Origin of the sequence: Avibacterium sp. 21-599 (genome assembly GCF_026226765.1) — a bacterium.
Taxonomy (GTDB): Bacteria; Pseudomonadota; Gammaproteobacteria; order Enterobacterales; family Pasteurellaceae; genus Avibacterium.
In genome coordinates this window covers 401,178-422,944 of record NZ_JAKKOB010000002.1, presented here as the reverse complement: position 1 = coordinate 422,944, position 21,767 = coordinate 401,178, and the positions used below count along the sequence as shown (strand labels likewise).

Genomic DNA, 21,767 nt, shown 5'->3' with positions numbered 1-21,767 from the left:
CCTTTCAAAAATCCGTTAAAGTGGGGTTTACTTTATAGCCAATTTTTTGCTTTAATTCGATTTGTTTCAACCCTTTGTCATTCCAATAGAAATAATGCGCGGCGGCAAGCGTTTCATTAGCAAAAGCGGATAAATAAAAGGGCAATTCTTGCGTGAATATGGCTTCCCCTTGTGGGCAATGCGCAGAAAATAATTGCAAATCATCTGCTTGGTGATCCACTTCAGACAATTTTACAATGCCAACCCCTTGAGATTTCAGCAGTGCTTCACGCAAACACCAAATACGATAAAAGGCGTTTTTTTTATCGGGCTGTTTGGCAAACCATTGCTGTTCTTGTTCAGAGGCAAAATAGCCAAGCAAGGCAGTATAATCTCGGGCTTTTTGCGGAAATTCAATATCAATTCCTACCGCACTTTGCTTTTGGCTTGCTTTTTCATTCACGCTTAGCATCACCGCCACCCAATCTCCCGAATGGCTAATATTAAAATCAATCGTGGGGTCAGGAAAATAAGGTCTCTGGCTTTGGCTGTAAGCAATCTGAGATAAAAGTGCGGTGGAAATTTTTGCTGTTTTTAATAACTCCCATAATAAAAAATGCGCCACCCAACGGCAACGATAACGTTGCAGCAAACGCGATTGTTCAGGCGGTGTTTGACGCAATTTTGGCGTGAGTAATGCTGTTGGAATCTGCTCGAAAGGATAAGACTGATGAATATTTCCCCACGCAATAAAAACGCTCATTGATGCTCCTTGTTACGCAGGGAAAGAAAATTAATGCTGAAAACGTGCTAAACGCGCACGGCAGAATTGCGCTTGTTTCTCGGCTGAAAGTTGAGTAAATGCTTTGCGATATTGCGCAAAATCTTGTTGCAATGCCTGCAAGGTTTCCGCAGGTAACGTGGAGGTAGCAACATTCTCATCTAAAATATTGAAATAGGTTTGGCAACTGTTCACTAATTTATCCGATTGACTGATATTCAATACTGAACTACACGCAGATAGCAATAAGCTGATAACGACAATAAATTTTTTCATACCATTCCTTTTTATAAGTCAAAAAATAAGCGTTGCCGCATTTGAGACAACGCTTCTATTCTAACCGAATTTATTTAGATAACAACTCATTTACACGTTTAATGAATGCCGTTGGGTTTTCTAATGAACCACGTTCCGCAAACATTGCTTGCTCAAGCAGTAGCTCAATCCAATTTGCAAATTGTTCTTCATCTGCCATATCAGCGACTTTTTTCACTAAATGATGCTCTGGGTTTAACTCGAACGTATATTTCACTTCAGGTACAGGCTGACCACTCATCGCAAACAATTTTGCCATTTGGGTAGTCATCTGATCATTGTCCGTTGATACCACAGCAGGGGTGTCTGTTAAACGATGGGTTAAACGCACCGATTTTACGCGATCTCCTAATAAGGTGGTTACTCGTTCAATAAAAGACCCAAAGGCTTGATCTTGGGCTTTTTGCTCTTCCTGTTCTTGGTCAGCCAAATCACCTAAATCGAGATCGGATTTTGTGATTGGTTGCAATGGTTTGCCATCAAATTCAGTGAGATAGCTAAGCATCCATTCATCAATACGATCAGAAAGCAATAAGACTTCAATGCCTTTCTTATTAAATAGCTCTAAGTGCGGGCTATTTTTCGCAGCAATATAGCTATCTGCGGTGATGTAATAAATGGCTTTTTGCCCTTCTTTCATTCGTGAAACATAATCATCTAAAGAAACGGTTTGGTCGTTGCTATCATTATGTGTTGAAGCAAAACGATATAAGCGTGCAATTTGCTCACGATTAGCAAAATCTTCTGCAACCCCTTCTTTTAACACCAAACCAAATTCTTTCCAGAATTGTAAATATTGCTCTGGGTTGTCTTTCGCTAATTTTTCTAACAGTTGTAATGAACGCTTGGTGAGCGCTTTACGCAAGGCGGCGGTAACTTTGTTATCTTGCAAAATTTCGCGAGATACGTTAAGCGGTAAATCATTGCTGTCAATTAAACCACGCATAAAACGCAGATAGTTCGGCATAAATTGTTCTGCATCGTCCATAATAAATACACGTTGCACATAGAGCTTCAAGCCTTGTTTATGATCACGGTTGAACAGATCCCAAGGGGCTTTAGATGGCACGTAAAGCAGGCTAGTATATTCTTGATTACCTTCCACTTTATTGTGCGCCCATAAAAGCGGATCAGCAAAGTCGTGGCTTAAATGCTTATAAAATTCCTTATATTCCTCATCAGAAATATCGCCTTTTGAACGCGTCCAAAGTGCTTGTGCTTTGTTAATTTTTTCCCATTTTACGCCCGTTTCTTTGCCTTCATCGTCATATTCTTGCGTTAAAATTTCTACTGGCAAGCCGATATGATCAGAATATTTGCTGATGATTTCACGCAAACGCCACGCATTGGCAAAGCCTTTATCTTCCTCGCGTAAGTGTAAAGTAATCTCGGTGCCACGATCTTTTTTCTCAATATTTTCAACGGTATATTCACCTTCACCAGTAGATTCCCACAACACGCCTTGATCGGCAGGCACGCCCGCGGCACGGGTTTTCACCGTAACTTTATCCGCCACAATAAAGGCCGAATAGAACCCCACACCAAACTGCCCAATAAGCTGGCTATCTTTAGCTTGATCTGCACCCAGTGCGCTCAAAAATTCTTTCGTACCTGATTTGGCAATTGTACCTAAATGGTCGATAACTTGCTCGCGTGTCATTCCAATGCCATTATCGCTAATGGTGATCGTGCCTTTTTCCTCATTAAAGCTGATACGTACTTTTAAATCACCTTCGCCCTCATACAGTTCAGGAGCAGAAAGGGCTTTAAAGCGCAATTTGTCCACTGCATCAGAGGCATTTGAAATTAGCTCACGTAAAAAGATTTCTTTATTAGAATAAAGTGAGTGGATCATTAATTGAAGCAATTGTTTAACTTCAGACTGAAATCCACGGGTTTCTTGATTTTTGTTCATATTGTATCCTCTCTTTTTAATGGGATCTTATATAAGAATAAATGAAGGAATTTCAATGGGTGAGGTTTTATTCGATGAAAGTTTAAGCATTTCTACACAATAAAAATGCGGTGAAAAACCACCGCACTTTTTTATTTATGAAATCAATTATCTAATCACAATTTCTGCGATGACATAACCAACCATACAAGCGACAACCACGCCAATTAAGCCCGGCATCATAAAGCTGTGATTGAAATAGTATTTACCAATTTTGGTTGTTCCTGTTACGTCAAAGTTCACGGTTGCAATATCTGACGGATAATTTGGAATGAAGAAATAACCGTAAGTTGCTGGCATCAAACCAACCAGTAGCGGTGCTGGTAAGCCTAAACCAATACCAACAGGCAACATCATTACTGCCGTAGCGGCTTGACTGTTAATCACAACAGAAACAGCAAACAAGGCGAAAGCAAATGTCCAAGGGTAGGCTTTTACCATTTCAGTAATGCCCGCTTTAAATTGTGGCATAGCATATTGGAAATATGTATCACTCATCCACGCAATCCCAAAAATCGCAATTGCCGCAACCATTCCTGATTTAAATACCACACCATTAGGCACAATTTGCGGGTTGGTTTTTGTTACTAAGAGAATAATCCCACCGAAACATAGCATCATCATTTGAATAATGATAGACATTGAAATGGCTTTTGTCCCCTCGCCGAGGGTACGTACTTCTGGGAACATTGCGATACAAACAATGACAATAAGTGAAAGAATGAAAAGATAAACAGACTGTTTCGCTGCGGGTGGTAATTCTTCATTCAACGTGGTGCTTGTTGTATTTAAAATACGTTCACGCCAAATAGGATCTTGTAAACGGCGTTGATATTCTGGATCTTGTTCTAATTCTTTACCACGACGCATACTATATAATGCAAGTGCAATCGTACCGGCAAACGTAGCAGGAACAGTAACACAAATAATATCCAATAAACTAATATGCTCAAATCCCGGTAATTCCGTAATTTTACCTAGATAATATACCACTGCCGCAGAAAGTGGGCTTGATGTAATCGCTAACTGAGAGGCAACAGAGGCTGCAGCCATTGGTCTTTCTGGACGAATTTTATTTTTTAGCGCAACATCACCAATAATAGGCATAATAGAATACACGGAATGACCTGTACCAAGCATAAAGGTCATCAAATAAGTAACGATTGGCCCAAGTAACGTAACGCGCTTAGGGTTATTACGCAAAATTCGCTCTGCCACTTGTAACATAAATTTTAACCCACCCGCGGCTTCTAATACGGAAGCACAAGTAACAACCGCTAAGATGATTAGCATTACACTGATAGGCGCTTTCCCTACGGGCATTCGTAATACAAAAACCTCAATGGCAAGACCTATTCCTGAAACAACACCAAGACCAATCCCGCCATAACGGCTACCGATATAAAGCATTAAAAGTAGAAATAAAAATTCTAAATAAAGCATAGTCTATCCCTAAAATGAGTTATAAAAAATTCTACTCACAATAATACTTTATTTACTATTTTCTACAATATGGGAAGAGAAATTATTTAATGAAAAGGCTATCTAAATCAAATTTTACAGAAAAGAGAAAAAATTAAGGCGGTTTAAAAACCGCCTTAACTATAATTATTGATTGTTTTGAACGTAATCAATTGCAGATTGAACTGTCGTAATTTTTTCTGCTTCTTCATCCGGAATTTCAATATCAAATTCTTCTTCTAAAGCCATTACTAATTCAACAGTATCTAAAGAGTCAGCACCTAAATCTTCAACGAATGAAGCTTCTGGTTTTACATCTTCTTCTTTAACACCTAATTGTTCAACAATGATTTTTTTTACGCGTTCTTCAATGCTCATTTGCTTTTTCCTATTTATAGTTAGCCATAAAATAATGGTTTTATAGTGTATTTATTTTTTGCTAAGTTGCAACCTCTTTTTACAAGGTCAAACCACAAATTCTTAATGAAAATACACTTGTTAAAATACGTTAGCTTACTCTGCTAACGCAACAGCCAACGTAAATAATTTACATCGCTACCAATGATTCTAGCATTAAGGCTAGTTTTTGGCTATGTTTTCATTCGATAAATTGCGTTAAATTCAAGATAGATCAAACAAATTTAATGGAATACCTCCACGAAATATTTCTATCTTAAGCCATATACATACCGCCATTAACGTGTAATGTGGTTCCTGTAATATAGCCAGCATCATCAGAGGCTAAAAAAGCCACTGCCTTGGCAATATCTTTTGGCTCGCCTAAACGCCCAGCCGGCACGTTAGCCAACGTCGCTGCTTTTTGTTCTTCGGTTAACGCATCGGTCATATCTGTTGCAATAAAGCCGGGCGCAACAACATTAACCGTAATGCCACGGGAAGCCACTTCTTTTGCTAATGCTTTACTAAAGCCGATAAGCCCCGCTTTTGCCGCGCAATAATTTGATTGTCCGGGGTTACCCATTGAACCAACCACAGAACCGATAGTAATAATACGCCCAAAACGTTTTTTCATCATTGAGCGTAGCATCGCCTTAGAAAGATGGAATACAGAAGTAAGGTTAGTTTGTAAAATATCAAACCATTCTTCCTCTTTCATTCTCATTAATAGGTTATCACGGGTGATCCCAGCGTTATTAACAAGAATATCAATATCACCAAAGTCTGCTTTAATTTTCGCTAATACATCTTCAATAGATTGCTGATCTGCAACATTTAAAACTAAACCTTTACCTTTCTCACCTAAGTAAGCTGAAATACTTTCCGCTCCTTTTTCAGAGGTCGCTGTACCAATCACAAAAGCACCTTTAGCACTTAACTCTTCGGCAATTGCACGACCAATGCCACGGGTTGCTCCTGTTACTAACGCAATTTTACCTTGCATAATGTTTCTCCTAATTTTTAGGCTTCAGTTAATAAAGTGTGCGCCTTTTCTAATGAGGCAAGATCATTTACCGCAACAGCCGTTAATTCTTTCACAATACGACTCGTTAATCCTGTTAATACTTTATTCGGTCCGATTTCAAGTAATACTTCAATGCCATTCTGTGCCATTGCTTCTACGCTTTCAGTCCAACGTACAGGGCTATATAGCTGGCGAACAAGTGCGGTGCGAATTTCGTGACTTTTTTCTTCTGCTTTTACATCAACATTGTTAATCACCGCAATTTCAGGCGTTTTGATGGCAATGCTTTCTAAAGAGACTGCTAATTGATCGGCGGCGGGTTTCATTAATGCACAATGAGATGGTACGCTTACTGCAAGTGGTAAAGCACGTTTTGCGCCCGCTTCTTTACAAGCCGCTGCGGCTCGTTCTACTGCAGCTTTTGCACCGGCAATTACCACTTGTCCCGGTGAATTAAAGTTCACCGCTGAAACCACTTCACCCTGCTCTGCCTCTTTACAGGCTTTAATGATTGATTCATTATCTAAGCCAATAATGGCATACATTGCCCCAGTTCCCTCTGGCACGGCTTGCTGCATTAATTTTCCACGTAACTCAACTAATTGGATAGCATCTTGAAAATCAATTACGCCAGCACAGACTAAGGCTGAATATTCACCTAAGCTATGCCCCGCCATAACAGCAGGCACTAACTGTGGATATTGCTGTTGCCATACTCGATAAATTGCAACAGATGCCGCTAAAAGAGCGGGTTGAGTTTGCCACGTTTTATTTAATTCTTCAGCGGGTCCTTGTTGGACTAATTGCCATAAATCATAGCCAAGTACCTCTGAAGCTTGCTTAAAGGTTTGTTCTACAACAGGAAATTGCTCAGCTAATTCCGCTAACATTCCCACTGTTTGTGATCCTTGTCCGGGGAAAACCATTGCAAATTTTTTCATTCTTATATCCTATTTTTGAAATTGAGTTGCTATTCTAGCAGATAAAGTTAAAAACGAACTAAGGCTGATCCCCAAGTCCAACCACCACCAAAGGCTTCTAATAAAAGTAATTGACCGCGCTGAATACGCCCATCGCGCACTGCTTCATCTAGCGCGGTAGGAACGGTTGCGGCACTGGTATTACCATAGCGATCAAGGGTAATAACCACTTGTGCCATATCCATTTCTAGTTTTTTCGCGGTGGCACTAATAATGCGTAAGTTTGCTTGATGTGGCACTAACCAATCCAGATCTTTTTTACCTAAGTTATTGAAAGAAAGGGTTTCTTCCACCACGTTAGATAATTGACTTACTGCTAGTTTAAAGGTCGCATTGCCTTGCATTGAAATATAACCAGACTGCTCATTACCACGTTGCGCCTGCGGTAAGACGAGCATATCTTCTGTATCTGGTGAAGCGTGTAGATGGGTAGAAATAATTCCCGCTTTTTCGCTTGCTTCCAAAATCACAGCCCCTGCCCCATCACCGAATAGCACCACAGTACTACGATCTGTTTCATCAAGATGGCGAGAATTTAGATCTGCACCAAGCACCAAGGCTTTTTTTACCTGTCCGTTACGCACAAATTGATCAGCAACAGAAAGCGCATAAATAAAGCCTGTACAAGCTGCTGCGACATCAAATGCAATCGCATCTTTAATTCCTAATAAGCCTTGTATTTGACAGGCGGCACTTGGATAAGAATGAGAATTTGTCGTTGTCCCCACCACAATCAGATCAATTTCTTGTGGATCAAGATTTGCCATTGCCAAAGCATTTTTTGCTGCTGCTGCGCCCATTGTTGCAACAGTTTCATTCTCACCAGCTATGCGACGTTCTTTAATACCTGAACGAGTCGTAATCCATTCGTCCGAGGTATCCACCATTTTTTCTAAATCCGCATTTGTTCTCACTTGCTCTGGTGCATAGCTACCAGTGGCTAAAATTCTACTATACATAATAATTTCAAATAATTAATGTTCACTAACGAGGAAAGCCCGCTGAAAAAAAAAGTGTATTAAAAGTGCGGTCTGTTTTTTGCACATTTTTACTAAAACACCGTTTATCCTATCAGCTTGACAGAATAATCATCTCCGAGATTACTTTTCTAACCCTGCCAAAATTTTTTCTGGAAGGTTATACCTTGCTTGCTGTGCGGCATCAAGGATTGCATAAGCAAAACCATCAATATTTGCACTACCGTGGCTTTTTACAACCACGGCAGTTAAACCGATTAAGGTTGCACCGTTATATTGATCAGGATTAATTTGTCTTAATCGCTGAAAACTTCCTTTTAATAAAAAAGTTTTGACGAACCAACGCCCAATAAATTTACAAATATGATTTGTTTTATTCAATGTTGAATGCCCTTTGAATAAAGAAATCACATTCTTCGCTGCACCCTCTAAGGTTTTGAGCGCAATATTACCCGCAAAACCATCATTTACGATAACATCTGCTTTACCATTAAGTAATAAATCCCCTTCAATAAATCCGATATAATTTAACGCCGGATTTTGCTTCAACAGGGTGGCGGCCTCACGAATAGACTTATGCCCTTTAATTTCTTCAATACCAATATTCAATAACGCAATACGGGGATAAACCAATCCAAGACAACTTTCCGCAAAAATTGCACCCATTAAGGCAAACTGATAAAGATTCTGTGCAGAACAATCAATATTTGCCCCTAAATCTAACATCACACTGCGATCGCCATTAATCGTAGGAATAAGTGAAACGAGTGCTGGGCGCTCGATTCCTTTAAGCGGTTGCAATAAAATTTTTGCTAAGCCCATTAATGCCCCAGTATTCCCTGCACTGACACAAGCCTGTGCCTCACCTTTCTGCACGGCCTCAATGGCTAAACGCATTGACGTCCCTTTACTATGACGCAAGGCATAAGATAAATCTTGGCTATTATCAATAACCTTAGTGCAGTGGCAAACTTTAATTCGTTCTTGCAAAGATGAAGAGAGGTTTTCTAATAAAGGAAGAATTTGTTGGCTATCGCCAAATAATAAAACAGAAAGCATTGGATCTTGCTCCAACGCTTTTATTGATGCGGGGATAGTAACACGGGGACCAATGTCCCCGCCCATCACATCTAACGCAAGGGTTAGACGGCTCAAGTCAATACCTTATAGAAAAGGAATTACTTGTTGATCACTTTACGGCCACGGTAATAACCGTCAGCGGTAACGTGATGACGTAAATGAGTTTCGCCACTTGCTTTATCTACTGATACTGCAGCAGTAGTTAAGGCATCATGTGAACGACGCATATCACGACGTGAACGAGATTTTTTATTTTGTTGAACAGCCATTGGCTATACTCCTAAATTTACTTTTGCTTTAAACTAGCTAATACAGCGAACGGGTTCGGTTTTTTTGCCAACTCTTCAGGCAATGTTCCAAAAACCTGTTCAGCCACGGACACTTCACAGTGTTCAGATGAATGCATCGGCACAATCGGCAGACATAACATAAGTTCATCTTCAATCGTTGCCAATAAATCTATTTCACCAAATTCGTTAAGTTCTATTGGTTCATAAATGTCTGGTAACGCATCAGCTTGATCCAAATGAGAAACAGGGCTATATGCAAATTCAGTTTCTAAAAGCTGATTAAAAGGTTCTCCACAGCGCTGACAAGTAAGTGCCACCTCAACGCGTGCGTTGCCCTTCATAACAACTAATTTTTGTGGATCAATGAAAAATGATAATGTTACCTGTGCATCGCTGAGCACTTTATCTACTGATTCAGCCAGACGGCAAAGTTGCTTGATCGCATAATAACCATCATAATCCAACCTACGTTGCGCATCTCTTACTGGATCAGTTGTAAGGGGTAATTTTACCTTTTGCATAGGGCGTGAATATTACCTTTTGATGTGCAAATAGTCAAAGGAAATTATAATTTTTTATGTGAAAAAGCCAAATTTCCTTTTTATCAGATTGACGTTAATTTTTCTAAAGAGAGAAATTCCGCTTGCGGAAAATGTTTTTGCAAATAATTTTGCAAATATTGTGCCGTTTCCTTGTTAATCATTTCATCACCTAATGGATAGCGATTATAAATTAATCCTTTTACTTCAATATGATACTGTTTACAGGCTAACAAGCTGAGTAAGGTGTGATTAATGCTACCTAATTTCCCTGAAGTAACAAGGATAAGGGGATATTGTTGCTGGGCAATATAATCCAATGTGGTATGTTGATCATCATAAGGCACACACAAGCCCCCAGCACCTTCCAGTAAAACATAATCATAACGGCTTGCTAGTTCATCTGTGGCTTGACGGATAAGTGCGGTAGAAATTTTTCGATTTTCTAGCTGTGCTGCTAAATGCGGCGAACAAGGGTAAGAAAATAAATAAGGACAAGTCAGCCCTTGCTTATCTTCTGGCAATAAGCCTATGCCTTGTAATTTACGATGCTGTATGATGTCTTCTGAAACGTCTTCACAGCCCGTTTGGATCATTTTCTGCGTAATCACAGAAGCCCCTTGGTCAGCGAGCTTTTTCGCATACCAACCTGTAGCAATGGTTTTGCCCACATCCGTATCAATCCCAGAGATGAATAATACTTGCCCTGCCATTTTATTCCTCTTACGTTAATTTTTCTGCCAAAATAAAAAGTGGCTGATAATTCAACCGCACTTGCCCTTGCGTATTTTGATATTGCGCGTTGTAATCTGCAATAAATTGTTGTAAGCGCCCTTTTGTCCAGCCCCCTTGTCCTGTCGCTGTTACACCAGTCACTTTGAGATGTTGCAAGACCGCCAACGGACTAGCAAAATAAAGCGGAATCGCTTGCTCAAACAGCGCTTTGATTTCAAATCTAGCACTCAACCATTGTTGCCACTGCGATAGATCAGGATAGTCCAAACCAATTCCCGTCAAAGCACGAATTTCTGCTAAATTTTTCGGTGCAAAAGTGCTAATAAGCAAAATGCCTTTTTCACGTAATAAATCGGCACATTTATTGACGAACGCTTGCGGATCGGCAAACCATTGTACTGCTGATGCTGAAGCGATCAGATCATAATCGGTAGGAAAGGGATAAATTTCTCCATCTCCTTGATAAAAAACAAAATTATCTTGTGGGAATAATGTATCAAGTTGATTTTTTACATCACATAAATCGTTAAACGCCCAAGATTTTACTTGTAAATGTTGTGCCAAAAGTTGGCTAAAATGCCCTGTTCCACAACCAATTTCTAACACCTGTGAAAACGTAGTGCGACCCGTTTGCAATAAAAGTTGCAACAGTTGTTGATTAATTTGCTGTTGTGCTTTAGCTTGACTGTCGTAGCTGTGTAAAGCTTGGCTAAAGCATTGCGCAACACGAGATTTATCCACCACGTTCATTAAAATAACTCAGTCCAAGTGTGAAATTGTGCAAAGGGATAGTGAGGCAATGGCATTGTTTGCAAGACAAATTCTGTGGAATTTTGCACCGCACTCGGTTGTGCGGTATTGCCTGTCTTTTCACTCATATAAGTTTGCCAATAAACACGCTGATTCGGACTAGGAAAAATGCGATCTCTCTCACCAATAATGGCGCGTGTCCAATCAATAGTGTCTCCCTTATCCTGTTGAATATATTGATAAAGTTCGCCTAATTCTGACCGCACTTGTTGCCAATCACGTTGTCCTTCTAATTGACAATATTGCTCAAATGTAGCGCTATCACCGCACATTCTGCGTTGAAATTTCGCTAAATGGCGTTCATCTAGCTGTTCCAGTGTACCGATAAATACGGCTTGCGGAATGCCCATTATATCATCACAAGGTTTGCCTGTGCCGTTTATTGCGGTGGCACTCGTAAGAGGCATTTGTCCTAGCACTTGATTTGCCACCCACACGCCCATTGACCAAGCCACGACTCGGATCTGTGCATAATGAGAAAGATCAAAATGAAAATTCAGATCTTGATAGTCATAGCACAGTAATAAATCCGTTTTTTCTGGTAACACCAAGTGAGAAACGGCGCTGGCTGGCGTTCCCCAACCGGCAAAATAGAGGATTAAATTCGGGCTATGTTCTGCGCCTTTGATCAATTCTGTTTGCATTGTTATTACTCAAATTTTACTAAGGTTGTGAGAAAAGCGTTCACGTCTTGTTCTGTCATATCTGCGGTTAAAGATAAGCGAATACGCGATGTGCCTTTAGGCACTGTAGGTGGTCGGATTGGCAAACAATAATAGCCTTGCTCTTGTAACGCAAGTGCCGTTACCACTGTTTTTTCATTATCGCCAATAATATAAGGAATGATACAGCTTTCACTAACAAGAGACTGGGCCAAATTCTGCTCAAAAAACGACCGCACTTTTTCACTTAACTTTTGTAAATGCTGGCGTCGTTGGGTAAAGTGCGGAAGTTTTTCAAATAAAAATGTCGTCCACGCTACACACAGCGGAGGCAGAGCAGTAGAAAAAATCAATGGTCGCATTTTATTTATTAAATATGCTTTAATCAATTCATCGCACACCACATAAGCGCCCATTGAAGCTAAAGCCTTACCAAAAGTGCCAACTAAAAAATCAATCTCTTGAATACAGCCTTGCTGTTCAGCGATACCTAGCCCTGTTTTGCCGTAAGCACCAATAGCGTGGGCTTCGTCCACATATAATAAGACATTGCCAAAGCGTTGCTTGAGAGCCACGAGCTGAGGCAAATCCACCACATCACCGTCCATACTAAATACACTTTCGGTAACAATGATCATTCGTTGATATTGGTTCTGATGCTTACCTAATAGGGTTTCTAAATGGGTAAAATCATTATGTCGATAGCGTACAAAATCCGCTTCACTCAAACGAATGCCATCAATAATACTGGCGTGAACCAGTTTATCCGCTAAAATTAACGTTTTTTTATTCGCCACCGCAGGCAAAATACCGATGTTAGCGTGATAGCCACTATTAAACAGTAAGCACGCCTCTCGCCCAAAACATCGCGCCATTAGACTTTCTAATTGTTGATAAACCGCAAAAGATCCCGTTAATAAACGGGAAGATGAAGAAGTAAAGTGCGGTAATTTTTCGCCGTATTTTTGTAAAAATTCGGTTTTTAATGCCTCATCATTGGCAAGACCTAAATAATCATTAGAAGACATATTGAGCATTAAGCGCCCATCTTTTTCGATCATTTTGCCTTGATGATCTAACTGCGGAAGCTGACGAAACTGCCCAGCCGCCTTGAGTTCAGCCAAGGTTTGTGCAAAATCAGCGAGATGATTATTCATTGTAAACCTCTTTAACTACAGACAATAAGCCTTGCGTGAGCTGGCTAAGTTGCGTTGGCGAAATAATAAAAGGTGGCATAATATACACCAAATGCCCAAAAGGACGTAACCAAATGCCTTTTTCAACAAATTTTGGCTGTAATACGGCTAAATCCACAGGGGATTTCATTTCTAACACCCCAATGGCCCCTAATACACGAACGTCTTTCACCGATTGAAAATCTTTCGCTACCGCAAGCTCTGTTTTTAATTGTTGTTCAATGGCTTTAACCTTGCCTTGCCAATCACTTTCTAATAATAAATCAATGGATGCACTGGCAATGGCGCAAGCAAGTGGATTCCCCATAAACGTTGGCCCGTGCATAAAGCATTTTGCTTCGCCATCACAAATGGTTTGTGCAATATGCGCGGTGGTTACCGTTGCAGAAAGTGTTAAATAACCGCCCGTTAAGGCTTTGCCTAAGCACATAATATCCGGTTTAATGGCAGTATAGTCGGTGGCAAACAGCTTGCCCGTGCGTCCAAATCCTGTGGCGATTTCATCAAAAATCAGCAATACGCCATATTCATCACACAACGCCCGTGCTTTTTCTAAATAGGTGGGCGAATAAAAATACATTCCGCCAGCGCCTTGTACAATCGGCTCTAAAATTAAGGCAGCAATTTCACCGCTCTTTTCTGCAAGTAACGCTTTAAGCGGTTGAATATCCGCTTCTTGCCATTGTCCATCAAAGGGAGTTTTAGGTTGCGGTAAAAAATATTGCACGGGCAAGCCTTTAGCGAACAGGCTGTGCATTCCCGTAACAGGATCACACACTGACATTGCGTGCCAAGTATCGCCGTGATAGCCCGAACGTATCGTGGCAAATTTATATCGTCCAGTTTCACCTTTTGCTTGCTGATATTGCACCGCCATTTTCATCGCGACTTCAACCGCGACAGAACCACTATCTGCAAAAAAAATTTTATCCAGTCCTTCAGGCAATAATTTCACCAAGCGTTGTGCTAATTCTCCCGCAGGATCGTGAGTCAATCCGCCAAACATAATATGGCTCATTTTGTCTAACTGGGCTTTCGCCGCTTGATTCAATTTGGGGTGATTATAACCGTGTAATGCCGCCCACCAAGAGGACATTCCATCAATCAAGGTGTTGCCATTTTTTAATGTGATTTCCACCCCGTCAGCACGTTCCACCGCAAAAATAGGCGCATCGCTATTTATTGATGAATAAGGATGCCAGATATGATTTTTATCAATATTAAGAAGGGATTGTTCTTGCATTTTTATCCTATTATTCCAGCAAATTTTAGGGGGAACGATGTACTCGCCCGTATTTCATATCATTTTTCTGTAGGGACGGACCTGTGTGTCCGTCCGTATAATCATTAATTTTTCGGGCAGACACATAGGTCTGCCCCTACACCAATTATAATAGAGGAGGAACATTACTATTTTTAATCTATTATTCCAGAAAATTTTAGGGGGAACGATGTATTCGCCCGTATCTCATATCATTTTTCTGTAGGGACGGACCTATGTGTCCGTCCGTATAATCATTAATGTTTCGGGCAGACACATAGGTCTACCCCTACACCAATTATAATAGAGGACGAACATTACTATTTTTAATCTATTATTCCAACCTATTCTAGAAAACGATATATTCGCCTGTATTTCATATCATTTTTCTGTAGGGACGGACCTGTGTGTCCGTCCGTAATCATTAATGTTTCGGGCAGACACACGAGTCTGCCCCTACACCAATTATAATAGAGAACGAACATTACTATTTTTAATCTATTATTCCAACCTATTCTAGAAAACGATGTATTCGCCCGCATCTCGTATCATTTTTCTGTAGGGACGGACCTATGTGTCCATCCGTATAATCATTAATGTTTCGGGCAGACACATAAATCTGCCCCTACAGACATATAATCGAAAATGAACACTACCCCTATTCCCACGAGAAATCAAGGCAAATTCTGCATATCATTGCACAAGTAGGATAAGTTGATATAATCCCCTTTCCATTTTAACAAAGGAAAACGTTATGACAGTAAAAACGCAAATGCCTTTAACTTATTGGCAACGTGCAAAAGTGGCATTTCAATATCTGATGCCGCAGCTTTATTTAACTCAACTTGCGGGTTGGTTTGCTAAACAACGCTGGGGAGTTGTTACCCATTTTGTCATCAAATTATTTGCTAAAAAATATCAAGTCAATATGCAAGAGGCCGCAAAACCTCACTTTAATGATTATGCGACGTTCAATGAATTTTTTATCCGTCCCTTAGCAGAAGGTGCAAGAAAAATTGATGAAAATTCTACCGCACTTTGTTTACCTGCGGACGGCAGAATCAGCCAATTAGGACACATTGACGACAATCGTTTATTACAAGCTAAAGGGCATAATTTTCATTTAGAGGATCTATTAGCGAATGATGACGAATTAGTCCAGACCTTTAAAAATGGTGAATTCGCCACTATCTATCTTTCACCGAGAGATTATCACCGTGTACATATGCCTTGTGATGGTACATTACGCAAAATGATTTATGTTCCGGGTGCGCTTTTTTCAGTAAATCCATTTTTAGCCGAGCATATACCAAATCTATTTGCACGTAATGAGCGTGTCATTTGTCTTTTTGATACAGAGTTTGGGCAAATGGTACAAATTTTAGTTGGTGCGACCATCACGGCGAGCATTAGCACGCAATGGGCTGGCATTATTAATCCTCCACGCTCAAATGAAGTGAAAGTTTGGACCTATGAGGGTGAAAATGCGGTAAAACTGCACAAAGGACAAGAAATGGGGGCTTTCCAACTTGGTTCTACGGTAATTAACTTATTCCAACAAAATCAAGTGAAATTAGCCGAGCAATTAGCCGTTGATACACCAGTCCATATGGGTGAAGTCTTAGCCTACAAACAGTAATTTATTTAATAAAAAGGAAAAAACAATGTCAGAACAATTTTTTAATCAAGTCTCTTTAGATGATATCTCAGCAAAAGGTAGCTATGGTATCGGTTTACAAATCGGTCAACAATTAGTAGAAAGTAAATTAGCGGTTAAGCCTGAAGCCGTTGCCAAAGGGATTTTCGATGTGTTAAATCAAAATCCACCTGCAATTGATTTAAACGAAGTAACTCAAGCCTTACAACAACTTCAACAACAAGCTGCCGAGGCGGCGAAAGCACAATTCAAACAAATTGAAGAAGCAGGCAAAGCCTATCTTGCGGAAAATGCCAAAAAAGAGGGCGTGCAAGTAACAGATTCAGGCTTACAATATGAAATCTTAATTGAAGGCAATGGCAAGATCCCAAGTAAACAAGATCAAGTACGCGTTCATTACACAGGTACCCTTACTGATGGCACTGTTTTTGACAGCTCTGTACAACGCGGTCAGCCGGCGGAATTCCCTGTAAGTGGTGTGATTGCAGGTTGGGTTGAAGCCCTTTCAATGATGCCAGTAGGCTCAAAATGGAAACTCACTATTCCACACAACCTTGCCTACGGTGAACGCGGTGCTGGTGCGTCAATCCCACCATTTAGCACCCTTGTTTTTGAAGTGGAATTGTTAGATATTCTTTAATTGATCTTCTCCGTAAAAAAGACCTAGCTAATGGCTAGGTCTTTTTTTCAATTAGAAAAATGCGTGGAAAAACAACCGCACTTTGTTTTTATGCACTCACTACTAGAATAGTTCTTGTTGTTCAGAGGATTTCACTCCACCATTTAAACGCTCTAATAATTCAGGTGACACATAATAGCCACGTTCTTTCACATAAGTACGTTTGGGTTCTGTGCCTTTAATAAAATATTCGTTACGCCCATCGCCATTAGAAAGCAATCCAGATTCCGTATCAATACGTGCTTCTATAATATTTTGTGGAAGTGGAAGAATGCGCTCAGGTACATCTTTCAAGCTTGTTTTCATATAATCAATCCACGCAGGCATTGCTGTTTGTGCGCCAGCTTCGCCTTTTCCTAAATTACGTTTATTATCATCAAAGCCAACATAAACCGCCGTGGTGATATTTGCCCCAAAACCAGCATACCAAGCCACTTTTGAATTATTGGTAGTCCCTGTTTTTCCGCCAATATCCGAACGCTTAATTTGATTTGCCATTCGCCAGCTGGTTCCTTTCCAACCTAAGCCTTGTTCACCATAAATTGCGGTGTTCAACGCACTACGAATTAAGAACGCCAGTTCACCACTAATGACGCGAGGGGCATACTGCACTTGGGCATTAGCTTTTTTATCTTGTGCCATAAAATCAAGTGCATTTTCATCTAACTTTTTATTTTGACGATCAAGTTCTGGAATATCGTTAGGCTGCTCATCTTGATCTAGTTCTTCACCATTGGTGCTGCTATCCGTGGCGGCTAAATTATCTGGTTTTTCTAAATCAAGGTTTTTAAAACCATCTAATTTTTCAGTTTCCCCATAAATCACAGGAATATTATCACAGCTTACACACGCAATTTGTGGGTTCGCAATAAACAGTTCTTTGCCGTTATTATCTAGGATTTTTTCGATAAGGTAAGGATTTACCAAGAACCCCCCATTATCAAACACGGCATAAGCACGCGCCATTTCAAGTGGGGTGAATGACGCTGCACCTAAAGCCAAGGCTTCACTGGCAAAATATTGATCGCGTTGGAAACCAAAGCGTTGTAGGAAATCCGCAGTAAACTCAATGCCTGCCATTTGGATTGCTCGGATCGCAATCATATTTTTGGATTGCCCTAGCCCCACGCGCAAGCGCATTGGCCCATCATAGCGGTTTGGTGAATTCTTCGGTGTCCACACGTTTTGCCCCGGTTTTTTGATCACGATCGGGGAATCTTGTAGCACACTTGATAAGGTTAGCCCTTTTTCTAAGGCGGCTGCATAGATAAAAGGTTTGATAGATGATCCCACTTGCACTAAAGATTGAGTGGCACGGTTAAATTTGCTTTGTTCAAAGCTAAAGCCACCGACTAATGCTTCAATCGCGCCATTATCACTATTGAGAGAAACCAACGCGGAATTGACTTCTGGGAGTTGGGAAAGTTGCCATTCTCCATTACCACGTTGGCGCAACCAAATTTGTTCACCTGCTTTTGGCTGTTTTTTACCCGCCCAGCGCATTGCGTTTGGCGAAAGGGTTAGGCTGCTGCCATCGTCTAATAACACTTTTGTGCCAGCTTTACTATTTTCCAATACCGCAGCAGGTACGAGAGGGGCTGAATCAGGTAATTTTTTTAGGGCGTCGATAATTTTATCTTCGTCCCACGCGCTTTCCTCTTTTTTCCATAACACCGTTGCACCACGATAACCGTGACGCATATCATAGGCGAGCAAATTATCACGCACTGCTTTTTGTGCTTCTGCCTGATCAGCAGAAAGCACCGTCGTATAAACTTTATAGCCGCTGGTATAGGCATTTTCTTCACCAAAGCGTTTCACCATTTCTTGACGAACCATTTCAGTAACATAATCCGCTTTAAAATCTAATTGTGCGCCGTGATAGCTTGCCACAATCGGTTCGTTAATCGCTTCATCATATTCTGCTTGGTTGATATATTTCATCTCTAACATTCGTCCAAGCACCACGTTTCGGCGTGCGGTGGCTCGTTTAAGCGAATAGAGAGGATTCATTGTGGAGGGCGCTTTTGGTAATCCTGCAATGACCGCCATTTCTGACAAAGTAAGTTGATCGAGCGATTTGCCGAAATAGGTTTTTGCCGCCGCAGCAACACCATAAGCACGGTAGCCAAGATAAATCTTATTCAGATAAAGCGCCAAAATTTCATCTTTGCTTAGGGTGTTTTCAATTTCGATCGCCAAAATGGCTTCTTTTGCTTTACGCACGATGTTTTTTTCTGGCGTTAAAAAGAAATTTCGTGCAAGCTGTTGAGTAATAGTACTTGCACCTTGGGAAGCCCCCCCTTTCATCACCGCGACACTAATTGCACGCGCAATCCCCACAGGGTCTAAACCGTGATGTTCATAAAAACGGCTATCTTCTGTTGCCAATACGGCATCAATTAATTTTTTTGGCACTTCATTCAGTTTCACAGGAATACGGCGCTGTTCTCCCACTTCACCAATGAGCTTGCCATCAGCCGTATAAATCTGCATCGGCTGTTGTAATTCCACCGTTTTTAGGGAATCTACACTCGGCAAGCTTGATTTTAATTGAACATAAAAAATTCCTGCGACAACACAGCCTAAAATAATGATTGTCAGCAAGCTACTTAAAATTAATTTTGCGATCCGCATCGTAAAATTCTCTCTTCATTCGTGCAAAATTGAAAAAAATCAGAAAAACTAAAACCCGAAATTTTAGCTTAACTACTTCCTTAAAACGTAAGTATAAAGTTTAGTCAAAGAAATCCAAAGCTAAAAGTGCATTTAAAATGAATATTAGGTAGAAAGAATGAGGAAAATAACGCATTGCGCCGCACAAAAACAACAAGTGGGTGTATGGAAAAAGGGCGAAAATTACCAATGTGTTTGGTTTGATGAAACCAATCAAGTGCAGTGTTGCACGCTATCCTCACCAATTTCGTTACCACAGCTTGCGCGACATATGCCATCATCAAGTCGCCATTCCTTGAAAACAATGAGGTTTATTACCGCAATCTCACCACAATACACGTGGATACAAACTCTGTTATTACCACAAATTTTAACGGCCGCAGAATGTGAGCAACAATGCCGATTTTTATTCTCACAAGCCTTGCCTCTTCCTATTGAAGAAATTTGGTTTGATTATCAATTAGAAACGCTCAAACAGGGCGTGAAACTGAGTATTGTTGCGATAAAAAAACAAACCGCCTTGGATTATCTAAACGCTTACGCCCCTTTGCCCATTCAAGTGCTGGATTGCTGTATTCACGCTATTATCCGAGCATTTCACTACCTGACGGGGATTGGCACGGAAAGTCAGGTACTTTTTCTTTACCAAGATGAGCAATACACCTTTGCCATTCAACCCAACGCGCCCGCAATGCAATTTATGCAACATATTGATAAAAATCTCCCCGCACTTGCTGAAATGTTCTGCCAACGTTATTCCTTTCAGCCTGAACAAATTTATGTCTATTGCGGTGATGTACAAGCCCAACCCTTACCTAGCCAATGGCAGACCGTCGAAACCCATTTGCCTTTTATCGCGTTAGGTAATGCGTTATGGCAACAAGAAGGAGCAGGGAATGGCGATTAATTTACTACCGTGGCGATTGGCGACTCATCATAAGAATGTAAAAAAATTGCTGATTCGGGCAGGCATTTGCTTAGCCATTAGCCTTGCTGGTCAGATTATGATGCGCCACGTTTTGCACGCAGAGCAAGCCATCGCACCACAAAAAAATGAGCAATATGAAAGCCTCTCACAGCGTTTAGCCGAAACCATTGAACAAATTAATGCGTTAAGGCAAAACTATGTTTCTCAACAAGAACAACAACCTTTGCCAGCACAAAGCATTCTTCAATTTTTAAACTGGCTTGCGGCGCTTCCTTTGCAACAAGGGGAATTAAATGAAGTGTCACTGACACAACAAAAATTATTACTCAGCGGTTTTACGGAAAATCAGCAAGAATTTGAACAATTACAGCAACGTATTACGCAATTAGAACAATTTAACCACTCACAACTTACCCAATTTCAGCCCACGGGTTCACAACTGACGTTTGAATTTCAATTAAGCAATGAACAAGATGACGATGCTACTTTTTAACAATCCGCATAATTTACTTGGCAAGTTCGCCCAACTTTCCGCCTTCAAGCAATATGCCATATTGCTCATTTGCACCTTTTTGCCGTTATTTTTCTTGGTGATCGAATATCAGCAAGCCCAACAGCAAAATGCGCAAACCGCACGTCAAATTGTGCAATTAACGCAAGATTTGGATCATCAAAAACAAATTTTAAGTTCATTACAGCAAAGTAAACAACGCTCCTTTACCCCCGAACTCACACGCGATATCGCTGAAATAAACCAAGCACTACGCCCACAGGATTTTCAATTACAAGTCAAAAATAGCCAGTGGCATTTTTACCAAGCCCCTTATTTAACAATGCAGTTGGCTGGCAAATTTGAGCATTTACGCCAATTTTTGACCGCACTTTTAGATCGCACGCCACAGCTCAATGTATTACAACTTCACATTTACAAAACACAAGAAAATCCATTCTCACAACGTTCACTCATCACTGAGGTTCGCTTTAAACTTTCTTTATATAAGGATAAGCAATGAAAAAATCGTTTCTTTTTTTGATCCTGTTCAATGCCTTTTTTTCTGCGCAAGCACAGGATCCCTTTGATCATACTCAACGTAAAACACAAACGAAAGTTATCAATCAAGCAAATTCTGCACACTGCCCTAGTCATCAAAAAGTCTTAGCGGAAAATTCCTCTTTCCAGCAACTTAAGTTAGTCGGCATTATTCAGTTACCAGAACATTTCAACGCCATTTTTAGTCATCAACATCAACAAATTATCTTTGTTAAAAACCAAGATGTGATCGCTCAAGAAAGATTACAGATTACGGAAATCTCACCACAGCAAATTACACTTTTTGACTGTACGCAATCACAAGTTGTTTATCTAACCTTTTAGGAGAGAAAA

23 protein-coding genes are annotated in these 21,767 nt (G+C 40.5%); 6 read left to right on the top strand and 17 right to left on the bottom strand.

The genetic code is table 11. From position 1 onward, the window contains the following. Positions 1–4: 4 nt before the first annotated feature. The 16 genes from L5B83_RS11895 to bioA form a co-directional block, all read right to left on the bottom strand. Positions 5–742 carry a 4'-phosphopantetheinyl transferase family protein gene (locus L5B83_RS11895; RefSeq protein ID WP_265778665.1) on the bottom strand — a complete coding sequence of 246 codons (738 nt, stop codon included), beginning with the start codon at positions 740–742 and terminating at the stop codon, positions 5–7. Between the two features lie 30 nt (positions 743–772). Continuing rightward, the gene (locus L5B83_RS11890; RefSeq protein WP_250350899.1) at positions 773–1,036 is read right to left on the bottom strand and encodes a DUF5339 family protein; all 264 of its coding nucleotides are present in this window, start codon (positions 1,034–1,036) and stop codon (positions 773–775) included. 70 nt (positions 1,037–1,106) lie between these two features. Beyond that, a complete protein-coding gene (htpG, locus tag L5B83_RS11885) occupies positions 1,107–2,990 on the bottom strand; it encodes a molecular chaperone HtpG (RefSeq protein ID WP_265778664.1) in 1,884 nt (627 codons plus the stop codon). Positions 2,991–3,137: 147 nt separating this feature from the next. Then, on the bottom strand, positions 3,138–4,472 hold the full coding sequence (locus L5B83_RS11880) for an anaerobic C4-dicarboxylate transporter (RefSeq protein WP_265778663.1): 1,335 nt from the start codon (positions 4,470–4,472) through the stop codon (positions 3,138–3,140). A gap of 165 nt (positions 4,473–4,637) precedes the next feature. Then, positions 4,638–4,868, bottom strand: coding sequence for an acyl carrier protein (gene acpP / locus L5B83_RS11875; protein ID WP_005544465.1), 231 nt, complete (start codon positions 4,866–4,868; stop codon positions 4,638–4,640). A 295-nt stretch (positions 4,869–5,163) separates the two neighbouring features. Beyond that, on the bottom strand, positions 5,164–5,892 hold the full coding sequence (gene fabG / locus L5B83_RS11870; protein ID WP_250364119.1) for a 3-oxoacyl-ACP reductase FabG: 729 nt from the start codon (positions 5,890–5,892) through the stop codon (positions 5,164–5,166). A gap of 17 nt (positions 5,893–5,909) precedes the next feature. After that, positions 5,910–6,854 carry an ACP S-malonyltransferase gene (gene fabD, locus L5B83_RS11865; protein WP_265762272.1) on the bottom strand — a complete coding sequence of 315 codons (945 nt, stop codon included), beginning with the start codon at positions 6,852–6,854 and terminating at the stop codon, positions 5,910–5,912. Between the two features lie 47 nt (positions 6,855–6,901). Beyond that, a complete protein-coding gene (locus tag L5B83_RS11860; RefSeq protein WP_265778662.1) occupies positions 6,902–7,852 on the bottom strand; it encodes a beta-ketoacyl-ACP synthase III in 951 nt (316 codons plus the stop codon). Between the two features lie 141 nt (positions 7,853–7,993). Then, a complete protein-coding gene (gene plsX, locus L5B83_RS11855) occupies positions 7,994–9,025 on the bottom strand; it encodes a phosphate acyltransferase PlsX (protein WP_265778661.1) in 1,032 nt (343 codons plus the stop codon). Positions 9,026–9,048: 23 nt separating this feature from the next. Next, the gene (rpmF, locus tag L5B83_RS11850; RefSeq protein WP_005544470.1) at positions 9,049–9,219 is read right to left on the bottom strand and encodes a 50S ribosomal protein L32; all 171 of its coding nucleotides are present in this window, start codon (positions 9,217–9,219) and stop codon (positions 9,049–9,051) included. 17 nt (positions 9,220–9,236) lie between these two features. Then, complete coding sequence (gene yceD, locus L5B83_RS11845) at positions 9,237–9,761, bottom strand: 23S rRNA accumulation protein YceD (protein ID WP_250364115.1); 525 nt, start codon at positions 9,759–9,761, stop codon at positions 9,237–9,239. Positions 9,762–9,844: 83 nt separating this feature from the next. Then, the gene (bioD, locus tag L5B83_RS11840; RefSeq protein ID WP_265778660.1) at positions 9,845–10,492 is read right to left on the bottom strand and encodes a dethiobiotin synthase; all 648 of its coding nucleotides are present in this window, start codon (positions 10,490–10,492) and stop codon (positions 9,845–9,847) included. A gap of 10 nt (positions 10,493–10,502) precedes the next feature. Further along, entirely contained in the window at positions 10,503–11,264 is a 762-nt protein-coding gene (bioC, locus tag L5B83_RS11835; RefSeq protein WP_265778659.1) for a malonyl-ACP O-methyltransferase BioC, read from the bottom strand. Beyond that, positions 11,264–11,968 carry a DUF452 family protein gene (locus L5B83_RS11830; protein WP_265778658.1) on the bottom strand — a complete coding sequence of 235 codons (705 nt, stop codon included), beginning with the start codon at positions 11,966–11,968 and terminating at the stop codon, positions 11,264–11,266. The genes bioC and L5B83_RS11830 overlap by 1 nt, the downstream gene beginning before the upstream one ends. 5 nt (positions 11,969–11,973) lie before the next feature. Next, complete coding sequence (gene bioF, locus L5B83_RS11825; protein WP_265778657.1) at positions 11,974–13,143, bottom strand: 8-amino-7-oxononanoate synthase; 1,170 nt, start codon at positions 13,141–13,143, stop codon at positions 11,974–11,976. Further along, a complete protein-coding gene (bioA, locus tag L5B83_RS11820; protein ID WP_265778655.1) occupies positions 13,136–14,425 on the bottom strand; it encodes an adenosylmethionine--8-amino-7-oxononanoate transaminase in 1,290 nt (429 codons plus the stop codon). Before bioA ends, bioF begins: the two co-directional genes overlap by 8 nt. A gap of 772 nt (positions 14,426–15,197) precedes the next feature. On the opposite strand from bioA, the gene asd reads away from it, so the two are divergent. Both asd and L5B83_RS11810 read left to right on the top strand, forming a co-directional pair. Continuing rightward, positions 15,198–16,082 carry an archaetidylserine decarboxylase gene (gene asd, locus L5B83_RS11815; protein WP_265778653.1) on the top strand — a complete coding sequence of 295 codons (885 nt, stop codon included), beginning with the start codon at positions 15,198–15,200 and terminating at the stop codon, positions 16,080–16,082. Positions 16,083–16,107: 25 nt separating this feature from the next. Then, positions 16,108–16,740 (top strand): FKBP-type peptidyl-prolyl cis-trans isomerase, encoded by a 633-nt coding sequence (locus L5B83_RS11810; protein ID WP_265778652.1) that lies wholly within the window; start codon positions 16,108–16,110, stop codon positions 16,738–16,740. Positions 16,741–16,842: 102 nt separating this feature from the next. Here the strand turns inward: L5B83_RS11810 and L5B83_RS11805 are convergent, their stop codons facing one another. Then, positions 16,843–19,416, bottom strand: coding sequence for a penicillin-binding protein 1A (locus L5B83_RS11805; RefSeq protein ID WP_265778651.1), 2,574 nt, complete (start codon positions 19,414–19,416; stop codon positions 16,843–16,845). Positions 19,417–19,573: 157 nt separating this feature from the next. On the opposite strand from L5B83_RS11805, the gene L5B83_RS11800 reads away from it, so the two are divergent. Genes L5B83_RS11800 through L5B83_RS11785 form a run of 4 tightly spaced genes read left to right on the top strand, consistent with a single transcriptional unit; the run spans position 19,574 to position 21,758 of the window. Next, positions 19,574–20,362: a competence protein ComA gene (locus tag L5B83_RS11800; RefSeq protein WP_265778650.1), complete on the top strand. Its 789-nt coding sequence runs from the start codon at positions 19,574–19,576 to the stop codon at positions 20,360–20,362. Then, a complete protein-coding gene (locus tag L5B83_RS11795) occupies positions 20,352–20,876 on the top strand; it encodes a hypothetical protein (protein WP_265778649.1) in 525 nt (174 codons plus the stop codon). The genes L5B83_RS11800 and L5B83_RS11795 overlap by 11 nt, the downstream gene beginning before the upstream one ends. Beyond that, positions 20,857–21,396 carry a hypothetical protein gene (locus L5B83_RS11790; protein WP_250350919.1) on the top strand — a complete coding sequence of 180 codons (540 nt, stop codon included), beginning with the start codon at positions 20,857–20,859 and terminating at the stop codon, positions 21,394–21,396. Before L5B83_RS11795 ends, L5B83_RS11790 begins: the two co-directional genes overlap by 20 nt. Beyond that, positions 21,393–21,758, top strand: coding sequence for a pilus assembly protein PilP (locus tag L5B83_RS11785; protein WP_265778648.1), 366 nt, complete (start codon positions 21,393–21,395; stop codon positions 21,756–21,758). The genes L5B83_RS11790 and L5B83_RS11785 overlap by 4 nt, the downstream gene beginning before the upstream one ends. Positions 21,759–21,767: the final 9 nt, after the last annotated feature.

Excerpts from the sequence above, each read along its gene's own strand:
- L5B83_RS11810 (WP_265778652.1), top strand. The coding sequence starts at position 16,108 with ATGTCAGAACAATTTTTTAATCAAGTCTCTTTAGATGATATCTCAGCA.
- L5B83_RS11795 (WP_265778649.1), top strand. The coding sequence starts at position 20,352 with ATGGCGATTAATTTACTACCGTGGCGATTGGCGACTCATCATAAGAAT.
- L5B83_RS11895 (WP_265778665.1), bottom strand. The coding sequence starts at position 742 with ATGAGCGTTTTTATTGCGTGGGGAAATATTCATCAGTCTTATCCTTTC.
- L5B83_RS11890 (WP_250350899.1), bottom strand. The coding sequence starts at position 1,036 with ATGAAAAAATTTATTGTCGTTATCAGCTTATTGCTATCTGCGTGTAGT.
- L5B83_RS11860 (WP_265778662.1), bottom strand. The coding sequence starts at position 7,852 with ATGTATAGTAGAATTTTAGCCACTGGTAGCTATGCACCAGAGCAAGTG.
- bioA (WP_265778655.1), bottom strand. The coding sequence starts at position 14,425 with ATGCAAGAACAATCCCTTCTTAATATTGATAAAAATCATATCTGGCAT.
- bioC (WP_265778659.1), bottom strand. The coding sequence starts at position 11,264 with ATGAACGTGGTGGATAAATCTCGTGTTGCGCAATGCTTTAGCCAAGCT.
- htpG (WP_265778664.1), bottom strand. The coding sequence starts at position 2,990 with ATGAACAAAAATCAAGAAACCCGTGGATTTCAGTCTGAAGTTAAACAA.
- L5B83_RS11785 (WP_265778648.1), top strand. The coding sequence starts at position 21,393 with ATGAAAAAATCGTTTCTTTTTTTGATCCTGTTCAATGCCTTTTTTTCT.
- L5B83_RS11805 (WP_265778651.1), bottom strand. The coding sequence starts at position 19,416 with ATGCGGATCGCAAAATTAATTTTAAGTAGCTTGCTGACAATCATTATT.
- acpP (WP_005544465.1), bottom strand. The coding sequence starts at position 4,868 with ATGAGCATTGAAGAACGCGTAAAAAAAATCATTGTTGAACAATTAGGT.
- bioF (WP_265778657.1), bottom strand. The coding sequence starts at position 13,143 with ATGAATAATCATCTCGCTGATTTTGCACAAACCTTGGCTGAACTCAAG.
- rpmF (WP_005544470.1), bottom strand. The coding sequence starts at position 9,219 with ATGGCTGTTCAACAAAATAAAAAATCTCGTTCACGTCGTGATATGCGT.
- fabD (WP_265762272.1), bottom strand. The coding sequence starts at position 6,854 with ATGAAAAAATTTGCAATGGTTTTCCCCGGACAAGGATCACAAACAGTG.
- L5B83_RS11790 (WP_250350919.1), top strand. The coding sequence starts at position 20,857 with ATGACGATGCTACTTTTTAACAATCCGCATAATTTACTTGGCAAGTTC.
- asd (WP_265778653.1), top strand. The coding sequence starts at position 15,198 with ATGACAGTAAAAACGCAAATGCCTTTAACTTATTGGCAACGTGCAAAA.
- L5B83_RS11800 (WP_265778650.1), top strand. The coding sequence starts at position 19,574 with ATGAGGAAAATAACGCATTGCGCCGCACAAAAACAACAAGTGGGTGTA.
- L5B83_RS11880 (WP_265778663.1), bottom strand. The coding sequence starts at position 4,472 with ATGCTTTATTTAGAATTTTTATTTCTACTTTTAATGCTTTATATCGGT.
- bioD (WP_265778660.1), bottom strand. The coding sequence starts at position 10,492 with ATGGCAGGGCAAGTATTATTCATCTCTGGGATTGATACGGATGTGGGC.
- yceD (WP_250364115.1), bottom strand. The coding sequence starts at position 9,761 with ATGCAAAAGGTAAAATTACCCCTTACAACTGATCCAGTAAGAGATGCG.
- fabG (WP_250364119.1), bottom strand. The coding sequence starts at position 5,892 with ATGCAAGGTAAAATTGCGTTAGTAACAGGAGCAACCCGTGGCATTGGT.
- L5B83_RS11830 (WP_265778658.1), bottom strand. The coding sequence starts at position 11,968 with ATGCAAACAGAATTGATCAAAGGCGCAGAACATAGCCCGAATTTAATC.